Genomic DNA, 14,551 nt, shown 5'->3' with positions numbered 1-14,551 from the left:
ACCATGGCGGTCGAGATCGTCACCTTCGGCTGCCGGCTGAACGCATTCGAATCCGAAGTGATCCGGCGCGAGGCAGACGGCGCGGGCCTTTCCGACACCATCGTCATCAACAGCTGCGCCGTCACCAACGAGGCGGTGGCGCAGGCGCGGCAATCGATCCGCCGCCTCAGGCGCGAGCGCCCCGATGCGCGCATCGTCGTCACCGGCTGCGCGGCGCAGACGCAGGCGCAGATGTTTGCCGACATGGCCGAGGTCGACCGCGTGGTCGGCAATGACGACAAGATGCGGCGCGATGCCTGGCACGACGCGCGCGCCGCCTTCGACGCCGGCATCGCCAGCGACAAGATCGCCGTCACCGACATCATGGCGGTGAAGGAAATGGCGCCGCATCTCGTCGACGGTTTCCAGCGCGGCCTGCCGCGGGTGTTCGTGCAGGTGCAGAACGGCTGCGACCATCGCTGCACCTTCTGCATCATTCCCTACGGCCGCGGCAAATCGCGCTCGGTGCCGATGGGCGCCGTGGTCGATCAGGTGCGCAAGCTGGTCGAGCGGGGACACGCCGAGATCGTGCTGACCGGCGTGGACCTGACGAGCTACGGCGCCGATCTGCCGGGCACGCCAAAGCTCGGCATGCTCACAAGGCAGATCCTGCGGCACGTGCCCGAGCTGAAGCGCCTGCGCATCTCCTCGATCGATTCCATCGAGGCCGACCGCGACCTGCTCGACGTCATCGCCGATGACGCCAGGCTGATGCCGCACCTGCATCTGTCTCTGCAGTCCGGCGACGACATGATCCTGAAGCGGATGAAGCGGCGACATTCACGGCGGGACGCGATCAATTTCTGCGCCCAGGTGCGCCGGCTGCGGCCGGACATCGCGTTCGGCGCCGACATCATCGCGGGCTTCCCGACCGAGACGGAAGAGATGTTTGCGCGTTCGCAGGACCTGGTCGGGGAATGCGGGCTCACCTTCCTGCATGTATTTCCGTATTCGAAGCGCCCGGGCACGCCAGCAGCGCGGATGCCGCAGGTCGAAGGCAGCGAGATCAGGGAGCGCGCGAAGCGCCTGCGTGCGACCGGCGAGGCGGCGCTGCACCGGCGGCTTGAGTCCGAGATTGGCGCCACGCGCGACGTGCTGATTGAGAGCGCGACGGCCGGTCGCACCGAGCATTTCATTCCGGTGGCGGTTAGCGGAGACGTTCCGGGTGCAGTGAAGCGGTTCGCGATCACCGGCCACGATGGCGCGCGGTTGTTAGTTTGTCCGTGACGGCGCGACCGAGCGCACCTGCCAGAACGTCAGCATGCGTCGCGCATTTTCCACCGTCATGCCGGCAAAGTGGCCCTTGGCCCTTGCCAGCTCGGCGGCGCCCAGCGAGCCCGTCGAATAGCGGCAGTCCAGCACGGCCGCGGTCGTCTCCCAGCTGAGCCTGGCGGCCCTGCACGCAACCAGCAACCCGTCGTCGCGCAGACTCTGCATCAGCGGGCGGACCACCTCGATGTTTGACTGCGCGAGCTCCGCAAGCGCGACCACGGTCTCCTCGTATTTCTTCTGCCGGGCGAATCTGGCCAGCGCGGCCTCGTCGAGTTCGCCCTTCTCCTTCAACGTCGCAACGAAGCGCTTTGCCGCAGTGAAGTCGCGGATCTTCGACATTTCGCGATCCGCGCTGGCTGTGGCGGTTGCGATGGCGCTGCGGATTTCCTCGAACAGATGCGGCGGGGCGCGGGACAGCAGTTTCGTGCGGACAGCGTCGGTCGCCTTGTCCAGCAGCTGCTGGCGCAATTCCCTCGGCAAATCGACCCGGATGCCGGCCTCGACCGCGAGATCGGGATTGGTTTCAGCCTGGGCCACGATGATCGCAAAGCCGCCGGGGGAAACCCGCGCTCCGGGATTGCCGACTATCCGGCGGCTGACGCTCGGAAAACGGCGCGAAAGCAGGGCGTCGGTGACGACTTCCTTGAGCCACCAGCGGCCGGAGATCGCCAGCAGATGCTGCTCGCTCTTGGTGCGCGCGAGCTCGATCAGGTCGTCATCGCCGAGACGCGCCGACTCCTGCAGCACCGGCGCGGCGATGCGGATCTCGTCATTGCCCGCAAGCTGACGGATCACCGAAGGAGGTGCCTGGGCGATCGGCGCGAGCTGCGCGCTCATCTCCGCAAGGGCCATGCGCGCACTGACATCCGCAATCGAGCGCTGCTCGATCGCCTTCACCAGCCGTTCGAGCACGTTGTCGAACAGCTCGACCTGCTCGCCGCTGAAATGCGTGGCGGAAGCCAGAAAGAGGTCGGTGACGCGCCTGGCGGTCTCGATGCATTTTGCAGTCGAGCCGCCGCCGATCGCAGCCTCGATTTCATCGGCAATCGATTGCCCGGCGGGTGGCATTGCTCATCCAGAGCTGTTGGGTGCTTGTTCTAAGCCAACAAGAAGCTCTACAGGACGGGTTTGAACGTTTCGTAAACCACGATCGGCTTCTCCTCCGGAAGACTACTGGCCGTCCCAGCCGCAGGCCCGAAGCCGCTCGTGCATATGTTCCGGTGCCGGCGCGACCACCCGCACCGGCTCCTTGTTCCTGGAAATCGGCACGCCGATGGCGCGGGAATGCAGGTGCAGCCGCGGCTCGCCGAAGCGCGGACCGCTGCCATAGATGTTGTCGCCGACGATCGGCCAGCCCTGGGACGCCGCATGCACGCGCAGCTGATGGGTGCGGCCGGTGACCGGTTCCATCGCAAGCCAGGCGAGGCCGTTGCCGCGGCCGAGCACCTTCCAGTTGGTGACGGCCTTCTGCCCCTCGGGATCGGGCTTCTGCCACCAGCCACGCTCGGCGTTCAGCCGCCCGAGAGGCAGGTCGATGACGCCTTCGTCCTCCGCCGGGCCGCCCTCGACGACGGCCCAGTAGGTCTTCTCGACCTTGCCATGCTTGAACAGCAGCCCGAGCGAGGCGGTGGCCTTGCGGTGCCGTCCCAGCACGAGACAGCCGGAGGTGTCCTTGTCCAGCCGATGGGCCAGCACCGGCGGCCGCGGCAGGCCGAAGCGCAGTGCGTCGAACGATGCCTCGAGATTCGGCCCGCCCTTCGGGCCGCGATGCACGGGAAGCCCCGCCGGCTTGTCGATGACCAGCATCAGCCCGTCGCGGTGGAGCACGCGCGCCAGGATTTCTTCGTCGGTCAATTGCGGAACATCAAGCAAGCATCGAGACTTTCGTTTCAGGTGCGAAACGGCTAACACGTCCCCGCCATGAATGACACCACTGCCGACACTCCGAAACTAAGCTGGTGGAAGCGGCTGTCCGGCGGCCTGAAGCGGACGTCGAGTTCGCTGGGGACCGCGGTTGCCGACCTCGTCACCAAGCGCAAGCTCGACCGCGCCATGCTCGATGACATCGAGGATGTGCTGCTGCGCGCCGATCTCGGCACCGAGGTCGCGGTGCGCATCGCCGAAGCCGTGGGCAACGGCCGCTACGACAAGGCGATCTCGGCCGACGAAGTGAAGCGCGTGGTCGCCGCCGAAGTCGAGAAGGTGCTGGCGCCGGTCGCCAAACCGCTCGAGATCGATGCGACGAAAAAGCCGTTCGTCATCCTGGTGGTCGGCGTCAACGGCTCCGGCAAGACCACGACCATCGGCAAGCTCGCGTCGAAATTCTCCGCGGAAAAGCGCAGGGTGATGCTGGCGGCCGGCGACACCTTTCGCGCGGCGGCGATCGAACAGCTGAAGGTCTGGGGCGAGCGCAACAGGGTGCCTGTCATTGCCGCCGCGCAGGGCTCGGATTCCGCAAGCCTCGCCTTCAACGCACTGACGGCTGCGAAGGAGCAGGGCATCGACGTGCTCCTGATCGACACCGCAGGCCGGCTGCAGAACAAGTCCGAGCTGATGAACGAGCTGGAAAAGGTCGTGCGCGTGATCAGGAAGGTGGATGAGTCGGCGCCGCATGCCGTGCTGCTCGTGCTCGACGCCACGGTGGGACAAAATGCGCTGTCGCAAGTCGAGGCATTTCATCGTACCGCGGGGGTCACGGGCCTCGTGATGACAAAGCTCGACGGCACCGCGCGCGGCGGCATACTGGTGGCGCTGGCGGAGAAGTTCAAACTGCCGGTGCACTTCATCGGCGTCGGCGAAGGCATCGACGATCTCGCGCCGTTTACCGCGCGGGATTTTGCAAGGGCGATCGCGGGGATCGAGTAGCACCCGCTTTCGCGGATGAAGACAACAAAGGTTACGTGATGGACAAGACCCAGCCGCATCCGCTGTTCAAACTCGCGACCGAGCTCGGTCCGTTGATCCTGTTCTTTGTCGTCAACGCCAAGTTCAACCTGTTTGCGGCGACTGGCGCGTTCATGGTGGCGATCGTGGCGGCGATGATCGCGTCCTATGTGGTGACGAAACACGTTCCCATGATGGCGCTGGTCACCGGCGCGATCGTGCTGGTGTTCGGCACGCTGACGCTGGTGCTGCATGACGAGACCTTCATCAAGATGAAGCCGACCATCGTCTACAGCCTGTTCGCCGCCGTGCTCGGCGGCGGGCTGCTGTTCGGCCGTTCCTTCATCGCGATCATGTTCGACCAGATGTTCAACCTGACGCACGCCGGCTGGCGCATCCTGACGATGCGCTGGGCGCTGTTCTTCCTCGCCATGGCGGTTCTCAACGAGATCATCTGGCGCACGCAGAGCACCGACTTCTGGGTCGCGTTCAAGGCATTCGGCGCCATCCCGCTGACCATGGGCTTTGCCATCTCCCAGATGCCGCTGATCAAGCGCTATCACCTGGAGCCGGCGTCGCTGCAGGCCAGCGAAGCCGAGGCCGGCGATATCAGGAACGGATAGATTCCCAAATCCGACGGCGCTGAACAGCGCAGGGTGAGGACCGCCACCGCAAGCCTCTGGATGGCGCAATGACGGCCCCCACCCACCGCGCTGTCGTCCATTGCTGGACGGTGACGAGATACGGGGCGGATTCGATCCGGTTTCAGCTTCGGTGGTGCGCAGAACGATCCGGCTCAGCTTCCGGCCTTGAGCGCCTTCTCGATTTCGGCCTTCAGCACGCGATCGATATTTTGCGGCGTGATGGGCCCGACCAGCTTGTAGACGATGGTTCCATCTCGGCCGACGACGAATGTTTCCGGCACGCCGTAGACGCCCCACTCGATCGAGGCGCGGCCGTTGCCGTCGACGCCGACCGCGCTGAACGGATTGCCGTAGCGGCCGAGGAAGCGTCGCGCATTATCCGCCACGTCCTTGTAGTTGATGCCGACGAGCTGCAGGCGCTTGTCCTTGCCGAGTTCGATCAGCAGCGGCGCCTCGTCGTGGCAGGGCACGCACCACGATGCCCAGACATTGACGACGCTGACCCTGCCCTTGAACACCGCGGGATCGAGTCCCGGCACGGCGTCGCCGTCGCGCGTCAGGCCCTGGAGCGCCGGCAGCGTCGTTTGCGGTGCGGGCCGCCCGATCAGCGCCGAGGGAATCTTCGAGGGATCGCCGCCGTAAAGCCGCAGCAGGAAAAATGCAGCGAGCACGCCAAATCCGATCAGCGGCAGCATCACCAGCCAGCGCCGGGTCCGCGGAGCGGTTTCGTCGGCCTGCATGCTCATCAGAAGTCCGTTGCGCCGCGGCCGGAGCGCCGCGTGATGCCGCTGGCCTCGAGCTCACGCAAGCGCGCCTTCTGGGTGCGGTAGTCGGCCGCGATCCAGAGGATCAGCAGCAGCACCACGATCGCGACCAGCGCATACGACGTCGTGATGAAGGAGGTGTAGGGTCCGAGCGACATCGTCATGTTGCGCCCACTTCGTTGGCCAGCGTCACGCGGCTGGCCTGCATCATCTGCAGGCTGCGGACGCGCCGGCGCAGGATTTCGTTGCGCATGGCCGCCAGATGCAGCGTGACGAACAGCAACGAGAACGCCACCGCCATCACCAGCAGCGGAATCAGGAAGGAGCGGTCCATGCTCGGGCCGCCCATACGGATGACGGAAGCGCCCTGGTGCAGCGTGTTCCACCAGTCGACCGAGAATTTGATGATCGGCAGGTTGATGGCGCCGACCAGCGTCAGCACCGCGGCGGCCCGCGCCGCGCGCGAGGGATCGTCAACGGCTCTCCAGAGAGCGATGAGCCCAAGATACATCAGGAACAGGATCAGCACGGAGGTGAGCCGCGCGTCCCATTCCCAATAGGTGCCCCACATCGGCCGGCCCCACAGCGAGCCCGTGACCAGCGCGAGAAAGGTGAAGGCGGCGCCGATCGGTGCTGCGGCCTTGGCGGCGACGTCGGCGAGCGGATGGCGCCACACCAGCGTGCCGAGCGAGGCGATGCTCATCACGCCCCAGACGAACATCGATAGCCAGGCGTTCGGCACGTGGATGAACATGATCTTGACGGTTGCGCCCTGCTGATAGTCGTCCGGTGCCATGGCCGATTGATAGAGCCCGACCGCCAGCAGGATCGCGGTCAGAGCCGCCAGCCACGGCAGCACGCGCGCGGTCAGCGACAGGAATCGCGTGGGATTGGCGAGGTCGATCAGCGTCATGGCATCCTGATAAAGGTGGCGGCAGCCGCGCGCAATCTGCCTGAAGCTGCTCGATTAAAGTTGATCGGCATCAAGTCAGTCGAGCCCGTGTTTGAGGCTGGCGGCTGCGGCAAACGGTCCGACCACGAAGCTCACCAGCGAAATCGCACAGAGGATCGAGAACGGGGTTCCAAACGGGGTCGGGCCCACGATTACCGCCTGCGAGGCGGCGACGCCGAAAATAAGCACGGGAACCGACAGCGGCAGCACCAGCACGGCCAGCAGCAACCCGCCCCGGTGCAGCGTGACTGCCAACGCCGCACCGATCATGCCGGTGAAGGTGAGCGCCGGCGTGCCGGCCAGCAGCGTCAGCGCCACCGCGGCGGTCGCTTCCGCATCGAGGTTGAGCAGCAGGCCCAGCACCGGCGTCGCCACGATCAGCGGTAGGCCGGCGGCCAGCCAATGCGCCAGCGCCTTCGCCGCGCAGGCGAGTTCCAGCGGCGTCCGGCTCATCACGATGAGATCCAGCGAACCGTCGTCATGATCGGCCGTGAACAGGCGATCCAGCGTCAACAGGCTTGCGAGCAGTGCGCCGAGCCAGAGGATCGCCGGCCCCAGCCGTTTCAGCAGCTGCAGGTCGGGCCCGATCGCGAACGGCATCAGCACCACGACGGTGAGGAAGAACAGCACGCCGATCAGCGCACCGCCGCCGACGCGCAACGCGATGCGGATGTCGCGGCGGATGAGCGCGGCAAGCGCCGTCATGCGAAGCACTCCGCTTGTCTTTGTCGTGCGCACAAGTCGAGCCGCATCGGCAGCGGGCTCCCTCCCCCCTTGCGGGGCAGGGGAACCGCATATGCGGATTGTTCTTCATCGCCTGCCCGCCACAGACTCGTCATGCCCGGGCTTGTCCCGGGCATCCACGTTCTTTGTGCCGCGGGAAAGGTCGTGGATGGCCGGGACAAGCCCGGCCATGACGATGTGGATAGGTTTGCGGAAACGCACACAGGAGGCATATGCGATTCCACCGCAAGGGGGGAGGGAACGGAGAGGGCTGCGGCGAGTGGCAAGTGGAAGCAACGACTCATGCCGTGCCTCCGATGCGCAACTCGCGTGCGTCGATCCCGAGCGGGGCGTGGGTGGCGGCAACGATCAGCCCGCCATCGGCGAGATGCTCGCGCATCAGGCCGGCGAACACGGCCTGGCCGGCGACGTCGAGTGCCGTGGTCGGCTCGTCGAGCAGCCAGATCGGCCGCTTCACCGACAACAGCCGTGCGATGGAGAGACGCCGGCGCTGGCCGGCGGAGAGGAAGCCGGCCGGCAGATGGGTGGCGTGATCGAGGCCGACGCGCGCAATGCTCGCGGCCGCGTCACCGCTCTCGCCGCCGAGAAAATCCCGCCAGAAGGAAAGATTTTCCATCACCGAGAGCGCCGGCTTCAATGCATCGCGATGGCCGAGATAATGCGCCTGTTCGGGCAGGGTCAGCTCTGCGCCGCCGCCCGAAAGCTCGACCGAGCCGCCTGCGGGATGCAGCAGGCCCGCAATCAGCCGCAGCAGCGAGGTTTTTCCGGAGCCATTGGGGCCGATCACGGCCAGCGCCTCGCCCGCGACGCTCGTAAAGTCGAGGCCGGAAAACACCTCCCGGTCGCCCCGCACACATCTCAAACCGCGCCCCGAGAGCCGCATGTTGCCCTTTCACAGCCCTCTAAAATACCCAATGGTTTTGTTGGGGTACCGCAGCGTAATTTTTTGCTGGCGCAATGCTGCAGCACAATAGTCGGTGTGGCGGCGCTTCTAGAAAGATTCTATAAGCCCGAACCTTGATGCAGCACCGGACCGGTGTCTGCAAGCCATTCGGCCCCACCTCTTTGACGGTGCTCAAATACCCTCGCCGGGTATCATGATGAACTGGGATTTCCTGACATGACCTCTCTCGACAGCTTCAAATGCCGCAAGACCCTCAAGGTCGGTGGCAAGACCTACGTCTATTACAGCCTGCCCACCGCCGAGAAGAATGGTCTGAAGGGGATCTCCAGGCTCCCCTATTCGATGAAGGTCGTGCTGGAGAACCTGCTGCGCAACGAGGACGGCCGCAGCGTCACCAGGGACGACATCGTCGCGGTCGGCAAGTGGCTGAAGAAGCGCCAACTCGAGCATGAAATCGCCTTCCGTCCGGCGCGCGTGCTGATGCAGGACTTCACGGGCGTGCCGGCGGTGGTCGATCTCGCCGCCATGCGCAACGCGATGCAGAAGCTCGGCGGCGATGCCGAGAAGATCAACCCGCTGGTGCCGGTCGATCTCGTCATCGACCATTCCGTGATCGTGAACTTCTTCGGCGACAACAAGGCCTTCGGCAAGAACGTGGTCGAGGAATACAAGCAGAACCAGGAGCGCTACGAGTTCCTGAAATGGGGCCAGAAGGCGTTCTCGAATTTCTCCGTCGTGCCGCCCGGCACCGGCATCTGCCACCAGGTCAATCTCGAATACCTCGCCCAGACCGTCTGGACGAAAAAGGAGAAGATGACGGTCGGCAAGAAGACCGGCACGTTCGAGGTCGCCTATCCGGATTCGCTGGTCGGCACCGACTCGCACACCACCATGGTCAACGGCCTCGCCGTGCTCGGCTGGGGTGTCGGCGGCATCGAGGCGGAAGCGTGCATGCTCGGCCAGCCGCTGTCGATGCTGCTGCCGGAAGTGGTCGGCTTCAAGCTCAAGGGCCAGCTCAAGGAAGGCGTCACCGCCACCGATCTCGTGCTGACGGTCACGCAGATGCTGCGCAAGCAGGGCGTGGTCGGCAAGTTCGTCGAATTCTTCGGCCCCGGCCTCGACCATCTCTCGGTCGCCGACAAGGCCACGATCGGCAACATGGCCCCCGAATATGGCGCGACCTGCGGCTTCTTCCCGGTCGATGCCGCGACCATCGATTATCTCAAGACGTCCGGCCGCAAGGCGGACCGCGTGGCGCTGGTCTCGGCCTATGCCAAGGCGCAGGGCCTGTTCCGCACCGCCAAGTCGGCCGACCCGGTGTTCACTGCGACCTTGACGCTCGACCTCGCCGACGTCGTTCCCTCGATGGCCGGACCGAAGCGCCCCGAAGGCCGCGTCGCGTTGCCGTCCGTCTCCACCGGCTTCGCTACCGCGCTGGCCGGCGAATACAAGAAGCCTGACGAGGCCGACAAGCGCTATCCGGTCGAAGGCCGCGACTTCAATCTCCGCCACGGCGACGTGGTGATCGCGGCGATCACCTCCTGTACCAACACCTCCAATCCGAGCGTGCTGATCGGCGCCGGCCTGCTGGCGCGTAACGCCGCCGCCAAGGGCTTGAAGGCCAAGCCGTGGGTGAAAACCTCGCTCGCTCCGGGCAGCCAGGTCGTGGCGGAATATCTCGCCAATTCCGGCCTGCAGAAGGATCTCGACAAGGTCGGCTTCAACCTGGTCGGCTTCGGCTGCACCACCTGCATCGGCAATTCCGGCCCGCTGCCGGAAGAGATTTCCAAGTCGATCAACGACAACGGCATCGTCGCCGCCGCAGTGCTGTCGGGTAACCGCAACTTCGAGGGTCGCGTCTCGCCGGACGTGCAGGCGAACTATCTCGCCTCGCCGCCGCTGGTCGTCGCTTATGCGCTCGCCGGCACCGTGACCAGGGATCTCGCGGTCGAGCCGATCGGCACCGGCAAGGACGGCAAGCTGGTCTACCTGAAGGACATCTGGCCGACCACCAGGGAGATCAACGCCTTCATGAAGAAGTTCGTGACGGCCTCGATCTTCAAGAAGCGCTATGCCGACGTGTTCAAGGGCGACACCAACTGGCGCAAGATCAAGACGGTGACCAGCGAGACCTATCGCTGGAACATGAGTTCGACCTATGTGCAGAATCCGCCCTATTTCGAGGGCATGAAGAAGCAGCCGGAGCCGATCACCGACGTCGTCGACGCGCGGATTCTGGCGATGTTCGGCGACAAGATCACCACCGACCACATTTCTCCGGCCGGTTCGATCAAGCTGACTTCGCCCGCCGGCAAGTTCCTCAGCGAGCATCAGGTCCGTCCCGCCGACTTCAACCAGTACGGCACGCGGCGCGGCAATCATGAAGTCATGATGCGCGGCACCTTCGCCAACATCCGTATCAAGAACTTCATGCTCAAGGGCGCCGACGGCAACATCCCGGAGGGCGGCCTGACCAAGCACTGGCCGGATGGCGAGCAGATGTCGATCTACGACGCCGCGATGCGCTACCAGGAAGAGGGCGTGCCGCTGGTGGTGTTCGCCGGCGCCGAATACGGCAACGGCTCCTCGCGCGACTGGGCGGCCAAGGGCACGCGCCTGCTCGGCGTTCGCGCGGTGATCTGCCAGAGCTTCGAGCGTATCCACCGCTCCAACCTGGTCGGCATGGGCGTGCTGCCGCTCACCTTCGAAAACGGTGCGTCGTGGTCGTCACTTGGGCTCAAGGGCGACGAGAAGGTGACCATCCGGGGCTTGCAGGGCGACCTCAAGCCGCGCCAGACGCTGACGGCGGAAATCACTTCCGCCGACGGCTCCAGGCAGGAGGTGCCGCTGCTCTGCCGCATCGATACGCTGGACGAGCTCGAGTACTACCGGAACGGAGGCATCCTGCATTACGTGCTGCGCAAGCTCGCGGCCTGACGCGGATTGGCGATCCAGACCGGGCTTGTGACCATGGCTCACTGCGAAGTGAGTGGCAGGCAAAAAGAAGGCGGCCTATCAAGGGCCGCCTTCGCTCGTTCTGGGGCACGAGCTGCCCGTACAACTACGGTGACCATTTTGCCGATGCGAGAACCCCGGACCTGCTTATGACAGCGTTGATGGCCTATCGTTCTCTTTCGCGTTGGTCGGGTGCGCTCGGTGTCTGCGCGATCGTCGCGGTCATCCGTCCCGCCCATGCCGAGCCGAAAGCCGTGGTGGAATTGTTCACCTCGCAAGGCTGCTCGTCCTGTCCGCCGGCCGACAAGATTCTCGGCGAGCTCGCCAAGGACCCGTCGGTGATCGCGCTCAGCCTGCCGATCGACTACTGGGACTATCTCGGCTGGAAGGACACGCTCGCGGACTCCCGCTTCAGCGCGCGGCAGAAAGCCTATTCGCATGTGCGCGGCGACCGCGACGTCTACACGCCGCAGGTGATCGTCAACGGCGCGGCGCATGTGATCGGCAGCGATCGCGCGCGCATTGACGGCGCGATCAAGGACACCGGCAAGACCGGCAAGGTGATGTCCGTGCCGGTGACGATGACATTGTCGGGCAAGCAGCTCACGGTGTCGGTTGCCGCCGGCAAGGAGACGACATCGGCGCGAGGAGAGATCTGGCTCTGCTCGATCTCGAAGGCGGTGCCGATTTCGATCAGCCGGGGTGAAAATCGCGGGCGCGAGGTCGTCTACCACAATGTGGTGCGCAACCTCCTCAAGGTCGGCGACTTCAATGGCACGGCGGGAAGCTGGACTGTGCCGCTCGACAGCGTCATGCGCGAGGGCATCGATGCTGCGGCCGTGCTGGTCCAGGACGGTAGCCGCGACAAGCCGGGCCCGATGCTGGGCGCGGCCTACACGACGCTGCATTAACCAACCGGTAACTGTTCAATTCGCGGCGCGGCCGTACGGCGGTTAGCGCGTTGCTGACTTGCCGGAAGGATGATTCGGCGGCGCGGCCGCTGCGCATGGAACAGGCGCTGGCGAACGCCCAAAAAAGAAAAGGACCAACTTTCGTTGGCCCAGTCTCGAGGGTTAGTCCCTCAGGGGTCTAACCCCGTGCGATAGACCCGATCCCGACGGCCCCGGGGGGCTGGGGGCTGAGGAATCCGGAACCGAAAGGACCGGGTCAACGCGAGAATCACTATCTCAACTGGGGGCGGCAGTCGGTTGGCGGAAGTGGGGCAGCAATAAGATTCGCCTAACGATCCTGTGACCCGGTCATTTGCGGGCATGCGGCCGATTCGCCCGGCCCTGACGGTATTTATCGGGCGCCCCTTGCGGCCGGCCGCGGTCGGCGCAATCATGGCGTCTGCATGACGATCCCGAAAAGTGGGCACCGGTTTTCGGAGCGAGGTCGTCTTGGAGATGACAGGAGGCGCTCCATGAGTACGATTTCGGAGGACACCGATCCAAGCGGGCTTCGCGCAGCGGCTCGACCCGCCGCTGCGAATGCGCCGCCCAATCGCGTCACCTTCAACCGCCTTGAACTCAACCGCATCCTCAATCTCTACGGCCGCATGGTCGCCGACGGCGAGTGGCGCGACTACGCCATCGACTTCCTGAAAGACCGCGCCGTGTTCTCGGTGTTCCGCCGCGCCACCGAGGTGCCGCTTTATCGCATCGAGAAGGATCCGCGGCTCGCGCGCAAGCAGGGCATGTACAGCGTGATCTCGGCGACCGGCCTGATCCTGCGCCGCGGCCACGAGCTGGATCGCGTGCTCCTGGTGATCGATCGCAAGCTCGCGGTGGTGTAGCTTCTACTTTGCATGGGGTTGTTTTCGCGATTTTGTGTCCGGCGCCCGATGCAATCCACGATCCGTCCGCGCTACGAATCCGCTGGCAGCGTCGTGGCGCCTTCGCCAAGCGCACGCTGCATCATCACGGTGTCGAGCCATCGGCCGAATTTCAGGCCGACATTCGGGTGCGTCCCGATCATCTGGAATCCGCAAGCCGTGTGCACGCCGACCGATCCGGCATTGGCTGAATCGCCGATCACGGCGATCATCTGGCGATAGCCGCGCCGCTCGCATTCCTCGATCAGCCGGTGCAGCAGCCGAAGCCCGATGCCGCGGCGGTGGTTCGCGGGCCTCAGGTAAATCGAGTTCTCCACGGTGAAGCGATAGGCCGGCCGCGGCCGGTAGGCGCCGGCATAGGCATAGCCGGCCACCTCGCCGTCGAGGGTGGCGACGAAATAGGGATAGCCGCCATCGACGAGCGCGCGGAATCGCCGCGTCATTTCGGCGAGATCGGGCGGGATCAGCTCGAACGTCGCGGTGCCGTGGCGCACCGCGTGTTCGTAGATTTCGGTGACGGCGGAAAGGTCGGCCTCGATCGTCGGCCTGATTTCAAGGGCGGGCATGGGCCGCAAGATATCAGCCGATCAATTGGGATCAACGTCGTTTCCCTTCGTCATGGCCGGGCTTGACCCGGCCATCCACGTCTTTGGTGCGGCAGGCAGAACGTGGATGCCCGGATCAAGTCCGGGCATGACGAGGAAAGGGCGCAAAAGAAAAGCCCCGGCGGTGAGGCCGGGGCTTCGATCCGTCCAGCCCGGGTCGCGTCAGTCGCGCTGGCCGAGCAGCTGCAGCAGCAGCGTGAACAGGTTGATGAAGTTCAGGTAGAGCGAGAGTGCGCCGGAGATCGCCGCACGCTCGGCAATGTCGCCGCCCTGCGCGGCGTAGCCGTAGATGTAGTCGTTCTTCAGCCGCTGGGTATCCCAGGCGGTGAGACCGGCAAAAATCAGCACGCCGACCACCGACACGATGAACTGCAGCATCGAGCTCGCCAGGAACAGGTTGACCAGGCTCGCGATGATGATGCCGATCAGGCCCATGAACAGGAAGGAGCCCATCCCGCTGATGTCACGCTTGGTGGTGTAGCCCCACAGGCTGAGCGCACCGAAGGTGGCGGCGGTGATGAAGAACACGCGCACGATCGAGGTGTGGGTGTACACCAGGAAGATCGACGACAGCGAAACGCCCATCAGCGCCGCGAACGCCCAGAACAACATCTGGGCGGTTGCAGGCCTCAGCCGGTTGATGCCGAACGAGATCGCGAACACCATGACCAGCGGCGCGAGGATGAACAGCCACTTCAGCGGGCTCACATACATCGCATAGCCGAACGGCGTCAGGAACTCCTTGCCGAACTTGGCGGCGGCGCCGGCCTGGTCGGTGGTGACGGCGGCCATGTAGACGCCGAGCGCAGCGAGGCCGGTGATGGCCAGGCCGATGCTCATGTAGTTGTAGATGCGCAGCATGTAGGAGCGCAGACCGGCATCGACGGTCGCGGCATCGACGCGCCCGGCGGCCCGGCCGAAGGGGGAAGCATAGTTGCGGTCTAGGTCCGACATG

General features: G+C 65.0%; 15 protein-coding genes. 6 read left to right on the top strand and 9 right to left on the bottom strand.

The features are described from left to right. Positions 1 to 3: 3 nt before the first annotated feature. Positions 4 to 1,266 (top strand): tRNA (N(6)-L-threonylcarbamoyladenosine(37)-C(2))-methylthiotransferase MtaB, encoded by a 1,263-nt coding sequence (gene mtaB / locus HZB49_RS26515; protein WP_291616794.1) that lies wholly within the window; start codon positions 4 to 6, stop codon positions 1,264 to 1,266. Here the strand turns inward: mtaB and HZB49_RS26510 are convergent. Together HZB49_RS26510 and HZB49_RS26505 are read right to left on the bottom strand one after the other, a co-directional pair. Further along, complete coding sequence (locus tag HZB49_RS26510; RefSeq protein WP_291616792.1) at positions 1,252 to 2,379, bottom strand: DUF2336 domain-containing protein; 1,128 nt, start codon at positions 2,377 to 2,379, stop codon at positions 1,252 to 1,254. The two genes, mtaB and HZB49_RS26510, sit on opposite strands and share 15 nt — an antisense overlap. A gap of 102 nt (positions 2,380 to 2,481) precedes the next feature. Beyond that, positions 2,482 to 3,183 (bottom strand): RNA pseudouridine synthase, encoded by a 702-nt coding sequence (locus HZB49_RS26505; RefSeq protein ID WP_291616791.1) that lies wholly within the window; start codon positions 3,181 to 3,183, stop codon positions 2,482 to 2,484. Between the two features lie 48 nt (positions 3,184 to 3,231). Here HZB49_RS26505 and ftsY point away from each other — a divergent pair, with 48 nt between their 5' ends. Together ftsY and HZB49_RS26495 are read left to right on the top strand one after the other, a co-directional pair. Continuing rightward, positions 3,232 to 4,176 (top strand): signal recognition particle-docking protein FtsY, encoded by a 945-nt coding sequence (gene ftsY / locus HZB49_RS26500; protein ID WP_291616790.1) that lies wholly within the window; start codon positions 3,232 to 3,234, stop codon positions 4,174 to 4,176. 38 nt (positions 4,177 to 4,214) lie between these two features. Next, positions 4,215 to 4,817, top strand: coding sequence for a septation protein A (locus HZB49_RS26495; protein WP_291616789.1), 603 nt, complete (start codon positions 4,215 to 4,217; stop codon positions 4,815 to 4,817). A 173-nt stretch (positions 4,818 to 4,990) separates the two neighbouring features. Here HZB49_RS26495 and HZB49_RS26490 read toward each other — a convergent pair whose 3' ends face one another. From HZB49_RS26490 to ccmA, 5 genes are all read right to left on the bottom strand, one after another. After that, on the bottom strand, positions 4,991 to 5,584 hold the full coding sequence (locus tag HZB49_RS26490; protein WP_291616788.1) for a DsbE family thiol:disulfide interchange protein: 594 nt from the start codon (positions 5,582 to 5,584) through the stop codon (positions 4,991 to 4,993). Next, on the bottom strand, positions 5,584 to 5,760 hold the full coding sequence (ccmD, locus tag HZB49_RS26485) for a heme exporter protein CcmD (protein WP_291616936.1): 177 nt from the start codon (positions 5,758 to 5,760) through the stop codon (positions 5,584 to 5,586). Before ccmD ends, HZB49_RS26490 begins: the two co-directional genes overlap by 1 nt. A gap of 2 nt (positions 5,761 to 5,762) precedes the next feature. Then, the gene (locus HZB49_RS26480; RefSeq protein WP_291616787.1) at positions 5,763 to 6,515 is read right to left on the bottom strand and encodes a heme ABC transporter permease; all 753 of its coding nucleotides are present in this window, start codon (positions 6,513 to 6,515) and stop codon (positions 5,763 to 5,765) included. A 75-nt stretch (positions 6,516 to 6,590) separates the two neighbouring features. Continuing rightward, entirely contained in the window at positions 6,591 to 7,259 is a 669-nt protein-coding gene (gene ccmB, locus HZB49_RS26475; protein WP_291616786.1) for a heme exporter protein CcmB, read from the bottom strand. A gap of 319 nt (positions 7,260 to 7,578) precedes the next feature. Then, a complete protein-coding gene (ccmA, locus tag HZB49_RS26470; protein WP_291616784.1) occupies positions 7,579 to 8,181 on the bottom strand; it encodes a heme ABC exporter ATP-binding protein CcmA in 603 nt (200 codons plus the stop codon). A gap of 237 nt (positions 8,182 to 8,418) precedes the next feature. On the opposite strand from ccmA, the gene acnA reads away from it, so the two are divergent. The 3 genes from acnA (at position 8,419) to HZB49_RS26455 (ending at position 12,952) form a co-directional block, all read left to right on the top strand. Beyond that, positions 8,419 to 11,139, top strand: coding sequence for an aconitate hydratase AcnA (gene acnA, locus HZB49_RS26465; RefSeq protein WP_291616782.1), 2,721 nt, complete (start codon positions 8,419 to 8,421; stop codon positions 11,137 to 11,139). Positions 11,140 to 11,306: 167 nt separating this feature from the next. Then, the gene (locus HZB49_RS26460; protein ID WP_291616780.1) at positions 11,307 to 12,068 is read left to right on the top strand and encodes a DUF1223 domain-containing protein; all 762 of its coding nucleotides are present in this window, start codon (positions 11,307 to 11,309) and stop codon (positions 12,066 to 12,068) included. A 512-nt stretch (positions 12,069 to 12,580) separates the two neighbouring features. After that, positions 12,581 to 12,952: a DUF2794 domain-containing protein gene (locus HZB49_RS26455; RefSeq protein ID WP_291616778.1), complete on the top strand. Its 372-nt coding sequence runs from the start codon at positions 12,581 to 12,583 to the stop codon at positions 12,950 to 12,952. Positions 12,953 to 13,023: 71 nt separating this feature from the next. Here HZB49_RS26455 and HZB49_RS26450 read toward each other — a convergent pair whose 3' ends face one another. Next, positions 13,024 to 13,557, bottom strand: coding sequence for a GNAT family N-acetyltransferase (locus HZB49_RS26450; protein ID WP_291616777.1), 534 nt, complete (start codon positions 13,555 to 13,557; stop codon positions 13,024 to 13,026). Positions 13,558 to 13,758: 201 nt separating this feature from the next. Next, a complete protein-coding gene (locus HZB49_RS26445; RefSeq protein ID WP_291616775.1) occupies positions 13,759 to 14,550 on the bottom strand; it encodes a Bax inhibitor-1/YccA family protein in 792 nt (263 codons plus the stop codon). Between the last annotated feature and the right edge of the window lies 1 nt (position 14,551).

It is taken from the genome of Bradyrhizobium sp., assembly GCF_016219575.1.
Classification (GTDB): Bacteria; Pseudomonadota; Alphaproteobacteria; order Rhizobiales; family Xanthobacteraceae; genus Bradyrhizobium.
Note: the sequence above shows the minus strand (reverse complement) of the source record. Positions and strands in the feature narration are given on the sequence as shown.